Origin of the sequence: Halosolutus amylolyticus (assembly GCF_023566055.1) — an archaeon.
Lineage (GTDB): Archaea > Halobacteriota > Halobacteria > Halobacteriales > Natrialbaceae > Halosolutus > Halosolutus amylolyticus.
Genome location: NZ_JALIQP010000003.1, coordinates 370,554 through 386,090, shown reverse-complemented (window position 1 = coordinate 386,090; position 15,537 = coordinate 370,554). Strand labels below are relative to the sequence as shown.

At 66.3% G+C, this 15,537-nt stretch carries 11 protein-coding genes; 3 read left to right on the top strand and 8 right to left on the bottom strand.

Annotated features, from left to right (window positions below; all coding sequences use genetic code 11):
* Nucleotides 1-16: 16 nt before the first annotated feature.
* Together MUN73_RS14365 and aroC are read right to left on the bottom strand one after the other, a co-directional pair.
* Nucleotides 17-889 (bottom strand): M48 family metalloprotease, encoded by an 873-nt coding sequence (locus MUN73_RS14365; protein WP_250141182.1) that lies wholly within the window; start codon nt 887-889, stop codon nt 17-19.
* A gap of 52 nt (nt 890-941) precedes the next feature.
* On the bottom strand, nt 942-2,093 hold the full coding sequence (gene aroC, locus MUN73_RS14360) for a chorismate synthase (RefSeq protein ID WP_250141181.1): 1,152 nt from the start codon (nt 2,091-2,093) through the stop codon (nt 942-944).
* Between the two features lie 227 nt (nt 2,094-2,320).
* Here aroC and MUN73_RS14355 point away from each other — a divergent pair, with 227 nt between their 5' ends.
* Nucleotides 2,321-2,743 (top strand): hypothetical protein, encoded by a 423-nt coding sequence (locus MUN73_RS14355; RefSeq protein ID WP_250141180.1) that lies wholly within the window; start codon nt 2,321-2,323, stop codon nt 2,741-2,743.
* 129 nt (nt 2,744-2,872) lie between these two features.
* Here MUN73_RS14355 and MUN73_RS14350 read toward each other — a convergent pair whose 3' ends face one another.
* Nucleotides 2,873-4,117, bottom strand: coding sequence for an alkaline phosphatase family protein (locus MUN73_RS14350; protein ID WP_250141179.1), 1,245 nt, complete (start codon nt 4,115-4,117; stop codon nt 2,873-2,875).
* A 194-nt stretch (nt 4,118-4,311) separates the two neighbouring features.
* Between MUN73_RS14350 and MUN73_RS14345 the strand changes: the two genes are divergently transcribed.
* Both MUN73_RS14345 and MUN73_RS14340 read left to right on the top strand, forming a co-directional pair.
* Nucleotides 4,312-8,214, top strand: coding sequence for a PAS domain S-box protein (locus tag MUN73_RS14345; protein ID WP_250141178.1), 3,903 nt, complete (start codon nt 4,312-4,314; stop codon nt 8,212-8,214).
* Between the two features lie 407 nt (nt 8,215-8,621).
* Nucleotides 8,622-9,866, top strand: coding sequence for an ABC transporter substrate-binding protein (locus MUN73_RS14340; protein WP_250141177.1), 1,245 nt, complete (start codon nt 8,622-8,624; stop codon nt 9,864-9,866).
* A 30-nt stretch (nt 9,867-9,896) separates the two neighbouring features.
* Here the strand turns inward: MUN73_RS14340 and MUN73_RS14335 are convergent, their stop codons facing one another.
* The 5 genes from MUN73_RS14335 to aroA form a co-directional block, all read right to left on the bottom strand.
* Entirely contained in the window at nt 9,897-10,595 is a 699-nt protein-coding gene (locus tag MUN73_RS14335) for an ABC transporter ATP-binding protein (protein WP_250141176.1), read from the bottom strand.
* Nucleotides 10,595-11,401, bottom strand: coding sequence for an ABC transporter ATP-binding protein (locus MUN73_RS14330; RefSeq protein WP_250141175.1), 807 nt, complete (start codon nt 11,399-11,401; stop codon nt 10,595-10,597). The genes MUN73_RS14335 and MUN73_RS14330 overlap by 1 nt, the downstream gene beginning before the upstream one ends.
* The gene (locus MUN73_RS14325) at nt 11,394-12,779 is read right to left on the bottom strand and encodes a branched-chain amino acid ABC transporter permease (RefSeq protein WP_250141174.1); all 1,386 of its coding nucleotides are present in this window, start codon (nt 12,777-12,779) and stop codon (nt 11,394-11,396) included. The genes MUN73_RS14330 and MUN73_RS14325 overlap by 8 nt, the downstream gene beginning before the upstream one ends.
* Nucleotides 12,776-13,882, bottom strand: coding sequence for a branched-chain amino acid ABC transporter permease (locus MUN73_RS14320; RefSeq protein ID WP_250141173.1), 1,107 nt, complete (start codon nt 13,880-13,882; stop codon nt 12,776-12,778). The genes MUN73_RS14325 and MUN73_RS14320 overlap by 4 nt, the downstream gene beginning before the upstream one ends.
* Nucleotides 13,883-14,202: 320 nt before the next feature.
* The gene (gene aroA / locus MUN73_RS14315; protein WP_250141172.1) at nt 14,203-15,495 is read right to left on the bottom strand and encodes a 3-phosphoshikimate 1-carboxyvinyltransferase; all 1,293 of its coding nucleotides are present in this window, start codon (nt 15,493-15,495) and stop codon (nt 14,203-14,205) included.
* Nucleotides 15,496-15,537: the final 42 nt, after the last annotated feature.

The following is a 15,537-nucleotide window of genomic DNA, read 5'->3' as shown; positions in this document are numbered from 1 at the left end:
GTGGCGACCGCACGCGTCACGCCTCCGATCGCTGGAAGAGTACCCGGAGCCGCCTGATTCGTTCGTGCGTCGGCGGGTGGGTGGCCCACTGCGGGAGGATCGTCGACGCCGGGACGATGCAGAAGGCGTTGAATCCGGCAACGCGCCGGAGATCGGTCTCCGGCGGGGTCGATCCGTGAAGGGTTGCGAGCGCACTGGCCAGGGCGTACGGATCGCCGGTGATCGCGACCGCTCCCCTGTCGGCGGCGAACTCGCGGTATCGCGAGAGCACGGCGATGCCGGGGAGGCTCACGAGGTAGATCGGCAGCCCGACGAACAGCAGGTAGATTCCGAGCACCAGCGGCCACCCCAGAACGAACGACGCGGCCGAGACGGATCTGCCGGCCAGCGAGAGCACCGCCGCGGAGACGGCCATCGGGAAGCCGGCGACCGTCATGACCGCCGAGTCGGCGTTTTTCAGGTGGGCCAGTTCGTGCGCGAGGACCGCCTCCAGTTCGTCCTCGGAGAGCGTCTTCAGGAGGCCGGTCGTCACGCACACGACCGTCCGATCGCCCGTCCCCGCCGAGAGGGCGTTCGGTTCGTCGCTCGGGATCACGGCGACCGGCGGGACCGGCAGGTCGACCTGTCGGGCCAGTCGCTCCACCGTCTCGTGGAGTTCCGGGTGCCGGTCGCGATCGATGGCGATCGCCCTCGTGGCCAGGTAGGCGATCCGATCGGCCTGCGTGACGCTCGCGGCCAGCACGACGAGCACCACGAGGCCGAACCCGGTCGCGACGTGATCGGAGAACAGCGTGACGACGACGCCGAAGAGGGCGACGTAGCCGACGAGCGTCAGAGCGAGGGCGAGGAGCATCCGCCACTGGAGGCGGCGATCGGGGGACCAGTCCATACGCGAACTACCGGTCGACAGGTCAAATACCTATCTCGTTCGGAGCGAACCGCTACTCGTTCCGCGGGTTGCTCGGGTGGTAGTCCGTGTCGAACTTCCCGGGCCGATCGTCGACCCGATCGGGGTTGATGCGGCCCGACAGGAGCATGAAGTCGACGAGCGTCAGGGCGAGCATCGCCTCGACGACGGGCACCCCACGTGGCGGGAGCACCGGGTCGTGGCGGCCGATGACCTGCTCCGCTTTGATCTCGCCGGTCTCCCAGTCGGCCGTCTGCTGGCTCTTCGGGATCGACGTGGGCGCGTGGAGCGTCACTTCGCCGTAGATCGGCTCCCCCGAACTGATCCCGCCCTGGATGCCGCCGTGGTCGTTCTCGACGGGCGTCGGATTCCCGTCCTCGTCGAATTCCCAGTCGTCGTTCCGATCTTTGCCGGTCCACTCGGCCGCCTCGGTTCCGAGGCCGAACTCGAACGCGGTCGTCGCCGGAACCGCCATCATGGCCTGACCGAGGCGTGCCGAGAGCGAGTCGAAGCGTGGCGCGCCGAGGCCGACCGGGACGCCCCGGGCCTCGAAGTAGATCGACCCGCCGATCGAGTCACCCTCCTCCTGGTACTCCTCGATGCGTTCCTGCATCCGCTCGGCCGTTTCGGGGTGGGCACAGCGGACGTCGTTCTCCTCGCTGTGTTCGAGCATCTCGTCGAAACCCACCTCGGGGGCCTCGATATCCCCGATCTGGTTGACGTGGGCCTTCAGTTCGACCCCCTCGCGTTCGAGGAGTTTCTTCGCGATCGCGCCCGCGGCGACCCAGTTGACCGTCTCGCGCGCCGAGGAGCGACCGCCGCCGCCCCAGTTTCGCGTCCCGAACTTCGCGGAGTAGGTAAAGTCGCCGTGAGACGGCCGCGGTGCGGTGATGAAGGGTTCGTACTTGCCCGATCGGGCGTCCTTGTTCTGGATGACCAGCCCGATCGGCGTCCCGGTCGTGTAGCCGTCCTGGATGCCGGACTTGATCGAGACGGCGTCGGGTTCGCCGCGAGAGGTGGTGATCATCGACTGGCCGGGTTTGCGCCGATCGAGATCCGCCTGGATGTCGTCTTCGGACAGTTCGAGACCGGCCGGGCAGCCGGAGACGGTACAGCCCATCGCCTCTCCGTGGCTCTCACCGAAGGTGGTCACCTGGAAGAGACGACCGAAGCGATTGCCGTTCATTACGGCCCTCTCGGGGACGCGGACACTTATCACTGCAGGATTGACGCAAGATCGGGCGCCGCCGGCGACGGCGCCGTGACGAGCGATGACTGCGACGACACGTCGGAACAGCGGCTCCCGGCCCGCGTAACGCTCCCCCGGCCCCAGTAACTACGATCGAACGACGACAGTTAGCATCGACTTCCGTCGAACTCCATTCCCGTCTCGCTCGTCGTGGGTGCGTCGGGGTGGCGGATCTGGAAGAACCAGTTGTTTTCGGCGTTCTCGCTCCGGTTGCACGTCACTTCGTAGGTGTCTTCGAACGTTTCGCCGGCAACCCGTATTCGAGCGCCGATCTCGTCACCATTGGTGACTCGAACGAGATCCTCGAAGTCCAGTACGGTGTACTCCCCTTCATCGGGAGGTCTGGGCGCGATATCGACGGAGCCGTCGATCACGACCTCGTCGGCGTCGTCCCAGAGAGTGTACTCGACGTGATACGGCCGTTCTCGGCGGTTAACGATGCCGAAGTTGAACGGACCCGGAGCTTCTCCAATGGCGGTGCATCCGGCTGTGAGGAGGGCGCCCCCGGCTGTAAATCGCCGGAGGAAGCGACGGCGGTTCATACGGCGTATTGGTACACTGATCTGAAGGCTCTTTACCCATTTTGATCTGTCATCGGGTTATACACATCCGTAGCGATCGAAGCGACCGGTACGGATCTCTCGGAGCAAACAGCGTGACCGGTGCGGGACGTGGTGTTCCGCCGTTCGCGGTAGCACCGAAAACCGAGTGAGTATCTACCGCCGGGCCAGCAGGGCTTCGAGATCGATCGCCGCGAACGGGACGAGCATCTCGTCGGGGTGGAGACCGCCGTGCATCCCGATCAGGTCGAGTTTGGACTGATCGCTGCCGTACCAGACGCCCGAGTCGCGGTGGACGACCACGAGGTCGCCGAGTCGCCGCTCGAACGTCTCGCTCCGCGGCCCGCCGCCGAAGAGGTCGCGATCGACCACGTCCTCCTGCGTGAAGACGCGGGCGTCGAGTCGATCGTCGAGGATCGAACGGACGTCGTCGACGCGCCCGTCCCGCAGGTGGAGGTGGACGTTCCGCGGACTGCCGGCGTACCGGACCGGGTCGCCGTTCCCGTGGCGATCGAGGGCCGCGACTACCCCGTCGATCGTCTCGAGGTCGACGTTCCGATCGGCGTCGGTGTCGACGTGGCCGTGATCCGCGGTCAGGACGACGAGCGTGTCGCCCGCCGCGTCGGCGTCGAGGCCCGCGAGCGCGCGATCGATCGTCTCGAACACGTCGTCGACGGTGGCCCGGTACTCGTCGGAGTCGGTCCCGTACCCGTGGGCGGCCGTGTCGATCTGGGGCAGGTAGGCGAACAGGTAGGCGGGATCGTCGGCGGCGTCGAACGCCTCCTGGAGCGTCGGTTCGAACCCGTCCAGGCTCTCGTCGGGGCCGTAGGAGTGGCAGGTCGCCCCGTCGTAGGTCTCGGGGAACGGGACGACGTGGCGGCAGTCGATTCCCACCCTCTCGAGGGAGGGGTAGATCGGGTCACCCTCGAAGACGTCCTGGAGGTCGTGTGCGACAGACTCGTCGCCGGCCTTGACGGTCCCGGTGAATGCCTCGTACGACGCGTCGTCGACCGGGTCGTACACGTCCCACCCGAGGAGGCCGTGGCTCGCCGGGAGCCGACCGGTGTGAACCGTCGTCAGCGCTGCCGCCGTCTCGGAGGGGTAGACCGACGTGAGCGGGGTGACGGTACCCCGGTCCGCGAGTCGATCGACCAGTGCTTGCCCGCGATGGCGCTTCCAGAACGCGAGTCCGAACCCGTCGACCAGCACCACGAGGACGCGATCGTACTCGTCGTCGAGGCCCGCGAGCACGTCGGCCGGAAGCGGCTGACCGCCGTCGTCGCCGAGAACCGATCGGACGGTGCCGGGAACGCTCGCGAAGCAGTAGCCGCCGTAGTCGGGGAACAGGTAGCCGGCCTCGGTCAGCCGATCGCGAAGGCGGGACTCGAGATCGGTTCGCATGCCGTACTCGTGGGCCCCCACGGTCAAAAATGGCACCGTAGTGACCGTTCGTATCGACGGCCGCGACGCAACTGTCCAGTTTTGGCGACGGACCGCGGTGACCGCGATCGGCGTCGCCGGTGATCCGCCGAACGCGTCAACGGCCGTGAGGCTGCGGCCGAGGGTTTATCCGGCGCAATGGCCACTCTGGGTTCATGAGCAAGCGGGTCACCGACTCGGGGCTGACGGTCCAGTCGGAGGGAGCCGATGGGCTGGGGCTCCAGTGGCACGGGACGTTAGCCGACGCGATCGACGGGGGCGTCTACCACCTCGACGCCGACGACGCGATCGTCGCGGTCGACGATCGACTCGTCGACATGACCGGGTACGATCGATCGGCTCTCCTCGGGGAGCACGCCTCGATCCTGTTCGACGCCCGGGACCTCGCAGAGATCGATCGGCGACTGGAGCAGGTCGGAGAGACCGACGCGGACCGCGTCGTCGAACGTGATCTCGCGTTCCGGACCGATGGTGAGACGACCGTCCCGTGTACAGTCCGTTGCAGCCTGCTCACGATCGACGGGGAACGACGCGGAACGGCCGGAATCGTCCGGGAACGCAGCGATGGGCTGCGAGACGCCGACGCCCCACGAGTCGACAGTCCCGCCTCTGGCCCCGACTCAGACCCGACCCGTCCCCCGGGCGACGGCTCCGTCCGGTCCGTCCTCGACGAGGCGGAGGTCGGCGTCTTCATCCTCGACGAGACGTTCGAGGTCGCGTGGATCAACGAGACGACCGAGGCGTACTTCGGCCTCGATCGGGCCGGTGCCGTCGGACGCGACAAACGCGACCTGATCGAAGAGACCATTCGAACCCGGATCGACGACGGCGAGCGCTTCGCGGAGACGGTGACGGCGACCTACGACGACAACAGCTACGTCGAACGCTTCGAGTGTCACGTCACGCCCGGCGAGGACCGCGAGGAACGCTGGCTCGAACACCTGAGCAAGCCGATCGACTCGGGACCGTACGCCGGCGGTCGGATCGAACTCTACTACGACGTCACCGAGCGGCATCGACACGCGGCCCAGTTGCGGGACCTGAACGCGGCCGTTCGCGAGTGGTTCGCGGGCGAGTCCCGCGAGGGGATCGCCGATCGGGCGTGTCGCGCGCTCGCCGACGTTCTCGAACTGGAGATCAACGGCGTGTTTCTCGCCGACGACGCGGGGAATGCGCTCGAACCGGCCGCCTGGACCGATCGCGCGGCGGCCACGTTCGACGATCTGCCGACGTTCGAGGGCGAGGGGGTCGCCTGGCGCGTCTACGAGTCCGGCGAGCCGGCGATCTACGACGACATCAGGACCGCCGCGGACGCCTACGATCAGGAGACGCCGATCAGGGGCGAAATCGTCCTCCCGGTCGGGGACCACGGGGTCGTCATCGCCGGCTCCACGCAGGAAGGCGCGTTCGACGAAAACGACCTGACGCTCGCGAAGATCGCCGCGTCGAGTCTCGGGGCCGCGTTCGATCGCGTCCAGCACGAACGCCAGCTCGAGCGCGAGCGAACGCAGACCGAACGACTGCTCCAGACGGCACCGATCGCGATCGCGGTCCACGACGCCGACGGGGAGACCGTGCTGGCGAACCGGCGTGCCGAGGACGTTCCAGGCCTCACACGGTGGGGGAGCACTGACGGCTCGAACCGGGAGAGCGACTGGCGCGTCTCCACCGCCGACGGCACGGTCCTCGATCCGGCGGAGACGCCAGCGGCACGCGTCCGGGTCACCGGCGACCCCGTGACGGACGCTGAACTCGCGATCGAGGGTCCGTCGGGCGATCGGATCTGGGTCTCGGTGAACGCGGCCCCCGTCCTGGACGACGACGGCGCGGTCGACCGCGTCGTCACGACGGCCGACGACATCACCCGCCTCAAGGAACACGAACGCCAACTCGAACGGCGCAAGCGGGAACTGGAGAGCGAACTCGGCGAGGTACTGGGACGGGTCTCGGACGCGTTCTACGCGCTCGACGAGGAGTGGCGGTTCACGCACGTCAACGAGCAGGCCGAGGAACTGCTGGACTACTCGCGAGCGGCGTTGCTCGGGTCGAACATCTGGGAGCTGTTTCCCGACGCCAGTCCGGACCTCTTCGATCGGTACCACGAGGCGATGGAGACGCAGGAACCCGTCTCGTGGGAGCGCTACTCCGAGTCGCTCGACATCTGGATGGAGATCCAGGCGTATCCCTCCGAGACCGGCCTCTCGGTGTACTTCCGGGATATCACCGAGCGCAAGGAGCGCGTCCGTCGACTCGAGGTGAGCGAACGGCGCTACCGGACGCTGGCCGAGTCCTATCCCGGCGGCGTGGTCGTCATGTACGACGAGGATCTCGAGTACACGCTCGCCGACGGACAAGGCTTCGCGAACCTGCCGGTTTCCGGTGCCGACCTGGAGGGGAACCGTCCGCGAGACGTCTTTCCCGACGACACGGCGTCGGCCCTCGAAGCCACGTTCGGCGCGGCGCTCGACGGCGAGAAACGCACGGCCGAGATCGAGTACGCCGATCGCGAGTGGCGCGTCAAGGCGGTCCCAATCAGGGACGACGACGGCCGCGTCGTCTCCGGCATGGCGACGGCGCAGGACGTCACCGAGCGCAAGGAGCGCGAACGCGAACTGGCGACCTACGAGACGGTGGTCGAGACCATGGACGACGGCATCTACGCCCTCGACGCCGAGGGCCGGTTCTCCACCGTCAATCGGGCCTACACCGAACTCACCGGCTACGATCGCGACGAACTGCTCGGCAGTCACGCTTCGCTCGTCGTCGACGAGACGGTAATGGGCGAGGCCAGAACCGCCGCGACCGACGCGGGTGTGTCGACGATCGAGACGGACATCGAGACGAGACGTGGAGACCGCGTCCCGATCGAGGCGACGGTCACGCGGGTTTCGGGCGCCGACGGTAAACACGAACGCCTCGGCGTCGTTCGGGACGTCACCGAGCGCAAGGAACGCCAGCGGAAACTCGAGGCCAGCGAGCAGCGCTACCGCACGCTCGCGGAGAACTTCCCGAACGGCGTGGTCGCGCTGTTCGACGATGACCTGCGCTTTACCGCGGCAGGTGGCCAACTCGTCGACGAGTTCGGGGTCGACCGGGACGACCTGATCGGCCAATCGATCGCGGAGCGGTATCCGGACGACCTGTCTGCGGAGATCGAGCCCCATTTCAGGGCCGCCCTCGACGGCGAGGAACGCTCCTTCGAGGTGACATACCGCGGCCGCGAACTCCTCGCGCACACGCTCCCGATCGAGCCCGCCGGCGAGGACCACCGGGGGATGCTCGTCGTGCAGGACGTCACCGAACGCAACGAGTACCGCCGACAACTCGAGGCGTCGAACGAGCGCCTCGAGCAGTTCGCCTACGCCGCCAGCCACGACCTCCAGGAACCGCTCCGGATGGTCACGAGCTACCTCCAGTTGATCGAGCGGCGGTACGGGGACGCGCTCGACGAGGACGGCGAGGAATTCCTCGAGTTCGCCGTCGACGGCGCCCGGCGGATGCGCGAGATGATCGACGGCCTGCTCGAGTACTCCCGCGTCGAGACGCGCGGCGACCCGTTCGAGACGATCGACCTCGACGACGTCGTCGACGACGTTCGGACCGACCTCCAGTTACGGATCGAGGAGACCGACGCCGAGATCACGAGCGAGTCGTTGCCCGCGGTCCACGGCGACGGCGGTCAGCTCCGGCAGGTGTTCCAGAACCTGCTCTCGAACGCGATCGAGTACAGCGGCGACGATCCGCCGCGGATCGAGATCACGGCCGAGCAGTGCGGGGCGCGTGACGTCCCGGAGCAACCCGGAACCGCCGCGGGGGCCGATGGGGCCGACTGGATCGTCTCCGTCCACGATGAGGGAATCGGGATCGACCCCGACGAAACCGATCGGATCTTCGAGGTGTTCCAGCGCCTGCACGGCCACGAGGAACACGACGGAACCGGGATCGGACTCGCGCTCTGTCGCCGGATCGTCGAACGCCACGGCGGCGCCATCTGGGTCGACTCCGAACCCGGCGAGGAAACGACGGTATCGTTCACGCTTCCCGCCGCCAGGAACTGAGACGTGGGCTACACCGATTCGCGCGTCCTCCGGACCGGGAGCGCGTGGGACGTGGCGCGTTTCCGATCCGCGAAGGCCCCCTTCTCGGCCGCCGTGCGCTTCGTCGCAAGCGCGGAAAATCCATCCCGGAACGAACCGCCCGGATTCGAGTGTGGCGCTGGAATCGTTCGGCCGGCTAGAAGGTAACTATCATTATCGTCGGATCTGGATACCGTTGTGCCCGTTCCACGCGGGTAAATTGTTGGTATCGAGTGACGTCGGTCAGCAGCTGCCCGAGAACCGCGCGGGGAGTAACAGTAGTATTAGAACATTAATGTGCAATTTATTATATTAACCGGAATGACCAACATCAGCCCGATAGAACGGACCAATGAAACCTATTTCAGTTATTACGTTGGACGACTACCATGGTGCGAATCAGCAGACGCAGCGTACTAACTGGGATCGGCGGGGCGGGAGCACTATCCCTCACGGGCTCTCCCGTCGCTGGACGGGGGTCCACCGTACAGGGCCGCGAGATCATGCTGGGGATCCTGCAACCGGAGTCCGGTGACCTGGGAGAACTCGGGGGACCGATCGCCGACGGCGCCGAACTCCCCGCGATTCAACTCGCAGACGAGGGCAGTCCGTTCGACGTGATGGTCCAGCGGGAAGACACCCAGACGCTCTCCGAGACGGGGATCAGTGCCGCACAGTCGCTCGTCGACGCCGGGTTCCCGATGTTCACCGGCGCGGCGGCGTCCGACGTGACGATTCCCGTCGCCCAGGAGGTCGCGGTTCCCAACCAGGTCGTCATGACCTCTCCGGCGAGCACGAGTCCGGACATCACGGACATCGACGACGACGACTTCGTCTTCCGGACCGCGCCGAGCGATGCGTTACAGGGAGAAGTCATCGCGGAACTCGCGTTCGATGACCGTGGCTTCGAGAGTGCGGCGACGTTCGCCCTGAACGACGCCTACGGACAGGCACTCGCTGGCGTGTTCGAGGAGACGTTCGAGGAACTCGGTGGCACGATCACGGCGTCCGAGGCGTTCGAACCGGAACAGCCGTCGTACACCTCGGCACTCCAGAGCGCGCTCGCGGGCGACCCCGACTTCCTTCTGGTGATCGCGTTCCCCGTCAGCGGGGTGCAGATCTTCCGGGACTTCTACGCGGACTTCGACCCCGAACTGCCCGTCATCGTCACCGACGGCCTGATCGAGGAAGACCTCCCGGACCAGGTCGACAACCCGATGGACAACGTACTGGGGACCGCTCCGGCCGCGGCCGGCCCCGAGGTCGAGGTGTTCGACGAGTTGTACGAAAACGAGTTCGGGAGAGCACCCGGGGTCTTCAACGCCCAGGCGTACGACGCGAGTGCCGTCATGATCCTGGCCAACGCGCGTGCGGGAGAAAACGATGGACCCGCCGTCCGGGACGAGATGCGGGCCGTCGCGAACCCGAACGGGGAGACGGTCGGTCCGTCGAACCTCGCCGAGGCGGTCGACCTGGCCGAAGCGGGTGAGGAGATCACCTACGAAGGTGCCTCGAGTGCCGTCGAGTTCGACGACAACGGCGATCCACAGGCCGCCGTGTTCGACATCTTCGATTTCGAGAACTTCGAACTCAACGTGGACGAACAGATCGAGTTTGGGGGAGGGGCACAGTAGCGAGGCCTACGACCGGCGTTTTCGGGCGAACTACCCGCCCAGGAAGTCCTGTCGGACCTGTTCGTCGGCGAGCAGCGCGTCCCCGGCGTCCTCGTAGCGATTGGCTCCCTGGACCAGGACGTATCCCCGATCGCACCGGCGAAGCGCCTCCTTGGCGTTTTGCTCGACGATCAACACCGCCGTCCCAGCGTCGTTGATCGCGTCGATCCGATCGAAGATGTCGTCGACGAGATCGGGAGCCAGGCCGGCCGAGGGTTCGTCGAGCATCAGCAGATCCGGATCCAGCATCAACGCCCGCCCCATCGCCACCATCTGCTGTTGCCCACCGCTCATAGTGGCGACTTTCTGGTCCTGACGCTCCGCGAGAACCGGGAACCGATCGAAGACCGCATCCATCGCGTCCTGGGGCACTTCGTCGAGGATGTACGCGCCCATCTCGAGGTTCTCTCGCACGGAGAGCGACGAAAAGACGTTGTCGTTCTGTGGGACGTATCCGATGCCGTAGGTGATGATGTTCTCCGGCCGCCGCCCGTCGATCCGTTCCTCCCTGAACTCGATTCGGCCTCCGAAGTAGGTAGTGAGTCCGAAAATCGACTTCATCACGGTGGACTTCCCCGCGCCGTTCGGGCCGACGATGACCACGTACTCTCCCTCCTCGACCGTCAGGTCGACCCCATCGAGTACTTGCAGGTCACCGTATCCGGCGTCGAGGTCGTCGACGACGAGCACTAGACCTCACCCCCGAGATAGGCCTCGATGACGCGTTCGTCCCCCTGTATCTCCTCCGGAGTGCCCTGTGAGAGCACCTGCCCCTGGTGCATGACGATCACCGTCTCACAGTTGTTCATGATGACGTCCATGTCGTGCTCGACGAGGAGGAAGGTGTACCCCTGCGACCGCAGTTCGTGGATGCGATCGAGGAGTTTCTTCTCGAGCGTCGGGTTGACGCCGGCCATCGGCTCGTCGAGCAACAGCATGTCCGGATCGGTCAGGAGCGCCCGGGAGAGTTCGAGGAGTTTTCGCTGGCCGCCGGAGAGGTTCGCCGCGTCCTCGTGGGCCAGGTGATCGATCTCGAACAACTCGAGCGTTTCCCAGACGCGATCGAGCAGTTCTCGCTCCTGCTCGACGAGCGACCCCCGAACGCCGGGGGTAACCGTTCGCCAGAGCGACTCGCCGAGTTGTCCCTGGAACGCCAACAGCATGTTCTCGAGCACCGTCATCCCGCTGAGTTCCCGGCTGATCTGGAAGGTTCGAACCAGCCCGCGACCCACCAGTTGCTGTGGTCCCAGCCCGGTCACGTCCTCGCCCTGGAAGATCACACGTCCGGCATCCGCCCTGTGGACGCCGGTGATCAGATTGAATGTCGTCGACTTGCCGGCACCGTTCGGGCCGATGAGTCCCGTCAACGAACCTCGTTCGATCCCGAAACTGGCACCGTCGACCGCGACGATGCCACCGAATCGCTTTTCGAGGTTCGACACGCGGAGGATGTCCGTCTCCGCACGCGCCGATTCGTCGACCACGGTGTCACTCATTCGACTCACCTCCCTGCGCTGTCGAGGAGCCACGCTCACTCGGTGGCCGTTCTTTCGTCAGATCGATCGGCGAGGCCGGTTCGTTCCGGTGGCCCAGCATCCCGTCCGGCCGGTAGATCATCAGCGCGATCAGGACCACGCCGAAGAGAACGAACCGGAGATTCGGGAGTTCACCCACCGTGTACCCCAGGAGCGGCATCGGATCGAGGTCACCGAGCGCGATCACCCCGTCGTAGAGCGTCGCGGTCCGGGGCAGGTCGAAGGTCGCGTCCACGATGCGTTGCACGAACGGCGGCCCCTCGAAGAGCAATCCGGCGAACAGGAGCGCCCCGACGACGCTCCCGGTGTTCGACCCGGACCCGCCGATGATCAGCGCGATGAAGATGTAGAACGTGATGATCGGCAGGAACAGGTTCGGATCGATGTAGCCCCGACGTCCCTGCCAGACGATGCCCGCGAGGCCCATGATCGCACAGCCGACCATGAACACCTTGATCTTCACGCGATCGGTGTTCTTGCCGAGCGATCGCGCCGCGAGTTCGTCCTCCCTGATGGCTTTCAGCACCCGTCCGAACGGGGAGTTTCCGATCCGAGTGATGAGGACGAAGACGACGAGTACCAGTGCCACCAGAACGGCGGTGTACGCCCACCCCTCGACGACCGACGTGCTTAGCTCCAGTGCGTCCCCAACTGCCAGGAACGGTCGTCCGACGAGGGTGGGGCCCGCTTCCGGATCCCCGCCGACGTACAGGAGCCGCCGGGAAATCGTGTTCCGCAGGTTCGGGAAGGACATTCCCTGTCCGCCGCCGGTTCCGAACTCGGTGCCGAACAGTTCGAACTCCCTGAGCAGGCTCGAGTTGTACAGCAGACGGATCACCTCCGCGAACGCCAGGGTGACGATCGCGAAGTAGTCCGCACGGAGGCGCAACGCCGGTAGCGCGGCCACGAACCCGACGAGTGCGGCGGCCACGATTCCCGCCGGAATGCCGATCCACAGCGGCAGTCCGAGTCCGGGGAAGGTGGCGTCCGGTGCGGCCGTCGTCAGCGCCATCGTGTAGGCGCCGACGGCCATGAAGCCGGCGACCCCGATGTTGAACAGGCCCGTGTACCCCCAGTGGAGGTTGAGCGCCAGGACGACCAGCGCGAACGACGCCGCGAGCAGCGTGACCTGCTGGAGGGTGCTGACGATGCCGTTGAAGTCCAGTCCCACCGCGAGACCGAGGACGATGAAGAGGCCGTACACCGTGATCGTGGCCTCGCCGATGATGATGACGTCCTGGAGCCAGCGGGGGCGTCCGTCCGGGTCGGAAGCGGCCGGAACCTCCGCCTTCCCGGTGACGTCGCCCCCGTCCGTCGAGAAGCGGCGATCGCGGGTCATGCCGTCTCCACCCCCCCGAAGATCCCGGACGGCCGAAAGATGAGGATCAGGATCATGAGCGTGAACGCGGCGACGTTGGTCAGATCACCCGGAATCCACACCAGCGAGACGTTCGTCGCCAGTCCGATGATCAATCCGCCGGCTATCGCACCGTAGACCGACCCGATTCCACCGAGGATGACCGCCGAGAAGATCAACAGGAGCAGGAACCATCCCGTGTTGAAGCTGAGCGTCCCCTGCTCTAAGACGACCAGATAGCCAGCCATGCCGGTCAGTCCCGCACCGATGATCCAGGTCATCAGGATCACTCGCTCGGTCGGGATGCCGGTGACCAGTGCGAGATCCCGGTTGTCGGCCATCGCCCGCATCGACGTCCCGAGCTTGGTGTGTTGTAACAGGAGATGGAGCGCGATCATCAGTGTCACCCCGATCACGACGAGCGTGAACTGATGGACGTGCAACGAATCGGTCCAGAAGACGAGGCCGTGTTCGAGCGACGGCGAACTCCGCGTCACGCCGCGCGTCTGCTCACCGTACACGAACACGATCAGGTATCGCAGTGCCAGCGCGACGCCGACGCTCGCGATCAACAGCGGTATGCCGCCCGCGTTTCGCATCCGCCTGTACACCAGGCGATCGATCGCCAGCGCCACGAGAATCGTTCCGACTGCCGCGACGAGCAAGCCGATGCCGATCGCGATCGGTGCCCCGAACAGGTGCATATCGAGTTCGCGGGCGGAGGTCCCGCGATTGGCGTTCAGGAGTATTCGCGACCCGAACTCGGCGACTCCGGTCCCTCCCACGACGTACGCGGCGGTCCAGCCGGTGAACGCACCGGTAGTGACGAGATCGCCGTGCGAAAAGTTTGCGAACTTGAGAATGGCGTACGTCATCGAGAGCCCGGCGGCCGCGAGCGCGACGATCAACCCGTCGACGAGACCGCGCCAGAGGAACAGCGAGAACGTACCGAATCGGAGGTCACCGAGGACGAGTCGACGCGCGAGATCGAGGAGCAATACGCCCAGGCCCGCCAGCAGCACGATCCCGAACCACTGCTCGATCGTCACCCCCGTGAGGTACCGTCGACCAGCTGCGAGTGCCATGGTAGTACCTAGCTAGCAACATGGATAATACTTCACGCGACAGCGATCAGTAATAACTCGTTGTGGAAATAATCTAACGGACGGGCGAGATACATCGGCGACTAACTCGCCGTACTCGTTGATGCAGGACGGGGGTCACGGAGTTCGGCCCCGACCGAGAGACTGCCACACGGACGTCTGGAAGATCGATCGCGATCGCCGCTCGCAGGGTAGCGGGGTCGGCCGAGATATCGCTGTCGACGACACGCCGACGACGCGTCGATGGTCTCGAGGGTTCGACCGGGGCCCGGTCCGATCGAGAATTGACGGATACCAGTAGTCTAGTCGTTGCGATCGACCGTCGCGCCCAGGTCGTACAGCACGTCGAAAAAGCCGGGGAAGGAGACGTCCACGTGCTCGGCCCCCTCGATCGTCGTCTCGCCGTCGGCAACGAGGCCGGCCAGTGCGAGCGCCATGACGATCCGGTGGTCGGCCCGGCCGTCGACGGTCGCTCCCTCGAGCGTCGACTCGCCGCCGTGGATCGTCAGCGAATCGTGTTCCTCGGTCGTCTCGACGCCCATCGAGCCGAGTTCCTCCGCCATCGCGCTCACGCGATCGGTCTCCTTGTAGCGGACGTGTTCGGCGTCCACGATCCGGGTGTCGCCGTCCGCGACCGCGCCGAGCGTCGCGATCGTCGGCAGGAGGTCCGGCGTGTCCGCGACGGAGACCTCGATCCCCGATAGCGGTGCCGCCGACACGTTGATCGTCCCCGCGTCGCGATCCCAGTCGACGTCGGCGCCCATCCGATCGACGACGTCGACGATAGCGGTGTCGCCCTGCGCGCTCGGCTGTGCGCCCTCGATCGTGACCGTCCCGTCGCCGGCGATCGCGCCCGCCGCGAGGAGGTAGGAGATCGACGAGAAGTCACCGGGGACGTGGTACTCGCCGTCGGCGGGTCGGTACTGCTGGCCGCCCGGGACCGCGAACCCGTCGTCGGTGTGGCGGGCCTCGACGCCGAAGGCCTCGAGCACCTCGATCGTGATATCGACGTACGGCGCGGACTTGAGTTCCGTCTCGAGGTCGATCTCGATCCCCTCGTCGGTGACCGCGCCTGCCATCAGGAGTGCCGTGATGTACTGCGAGGAGACGTCGCCGGGGATCGAGACCGTGCCGCCCTCTACGGGTCCGGTGACGACCAGCGGCGCCTGGCCGTTCCCGCGGGTGCTTTCCGCCTCGCCGCCGAGATCCGAAATCGCCTCGAGGAGCGGCCCCTGCGGGCGCGATCGGAGCGACTCGTCGCCCGTAAGCACCGACGTACCGTCGGCGAGTGCGGCCGCCGCAGTGACCAGTCGCATCGTCGTGCCGCTGTTGTCGCAGTCGATCACGTCCGCGGGGACGTCCGGCCGGCCGTCGAAGCCCGAGATTTCGAGGGTGCCGTCGGCCGATCGCGAGACATCGCCACCGAACAGGGTCACTGCGCGGGCGGTCGCTCGCGTGTCCGCACTCCAGAGCGCGTCGTGAACGATCGCGCTGTCGGCGTAGCCCGAGGCGAGGATCGCCCGGTGGGTGTAGCTCTTCGACGGCGGCGCGCGGGCCCGTCCGCGAACACGGGACGGGGAGATGGTAACGTCCATACGGGGTCCTCGTCCGGCCGCCCTATCACGATACCGGTGGTG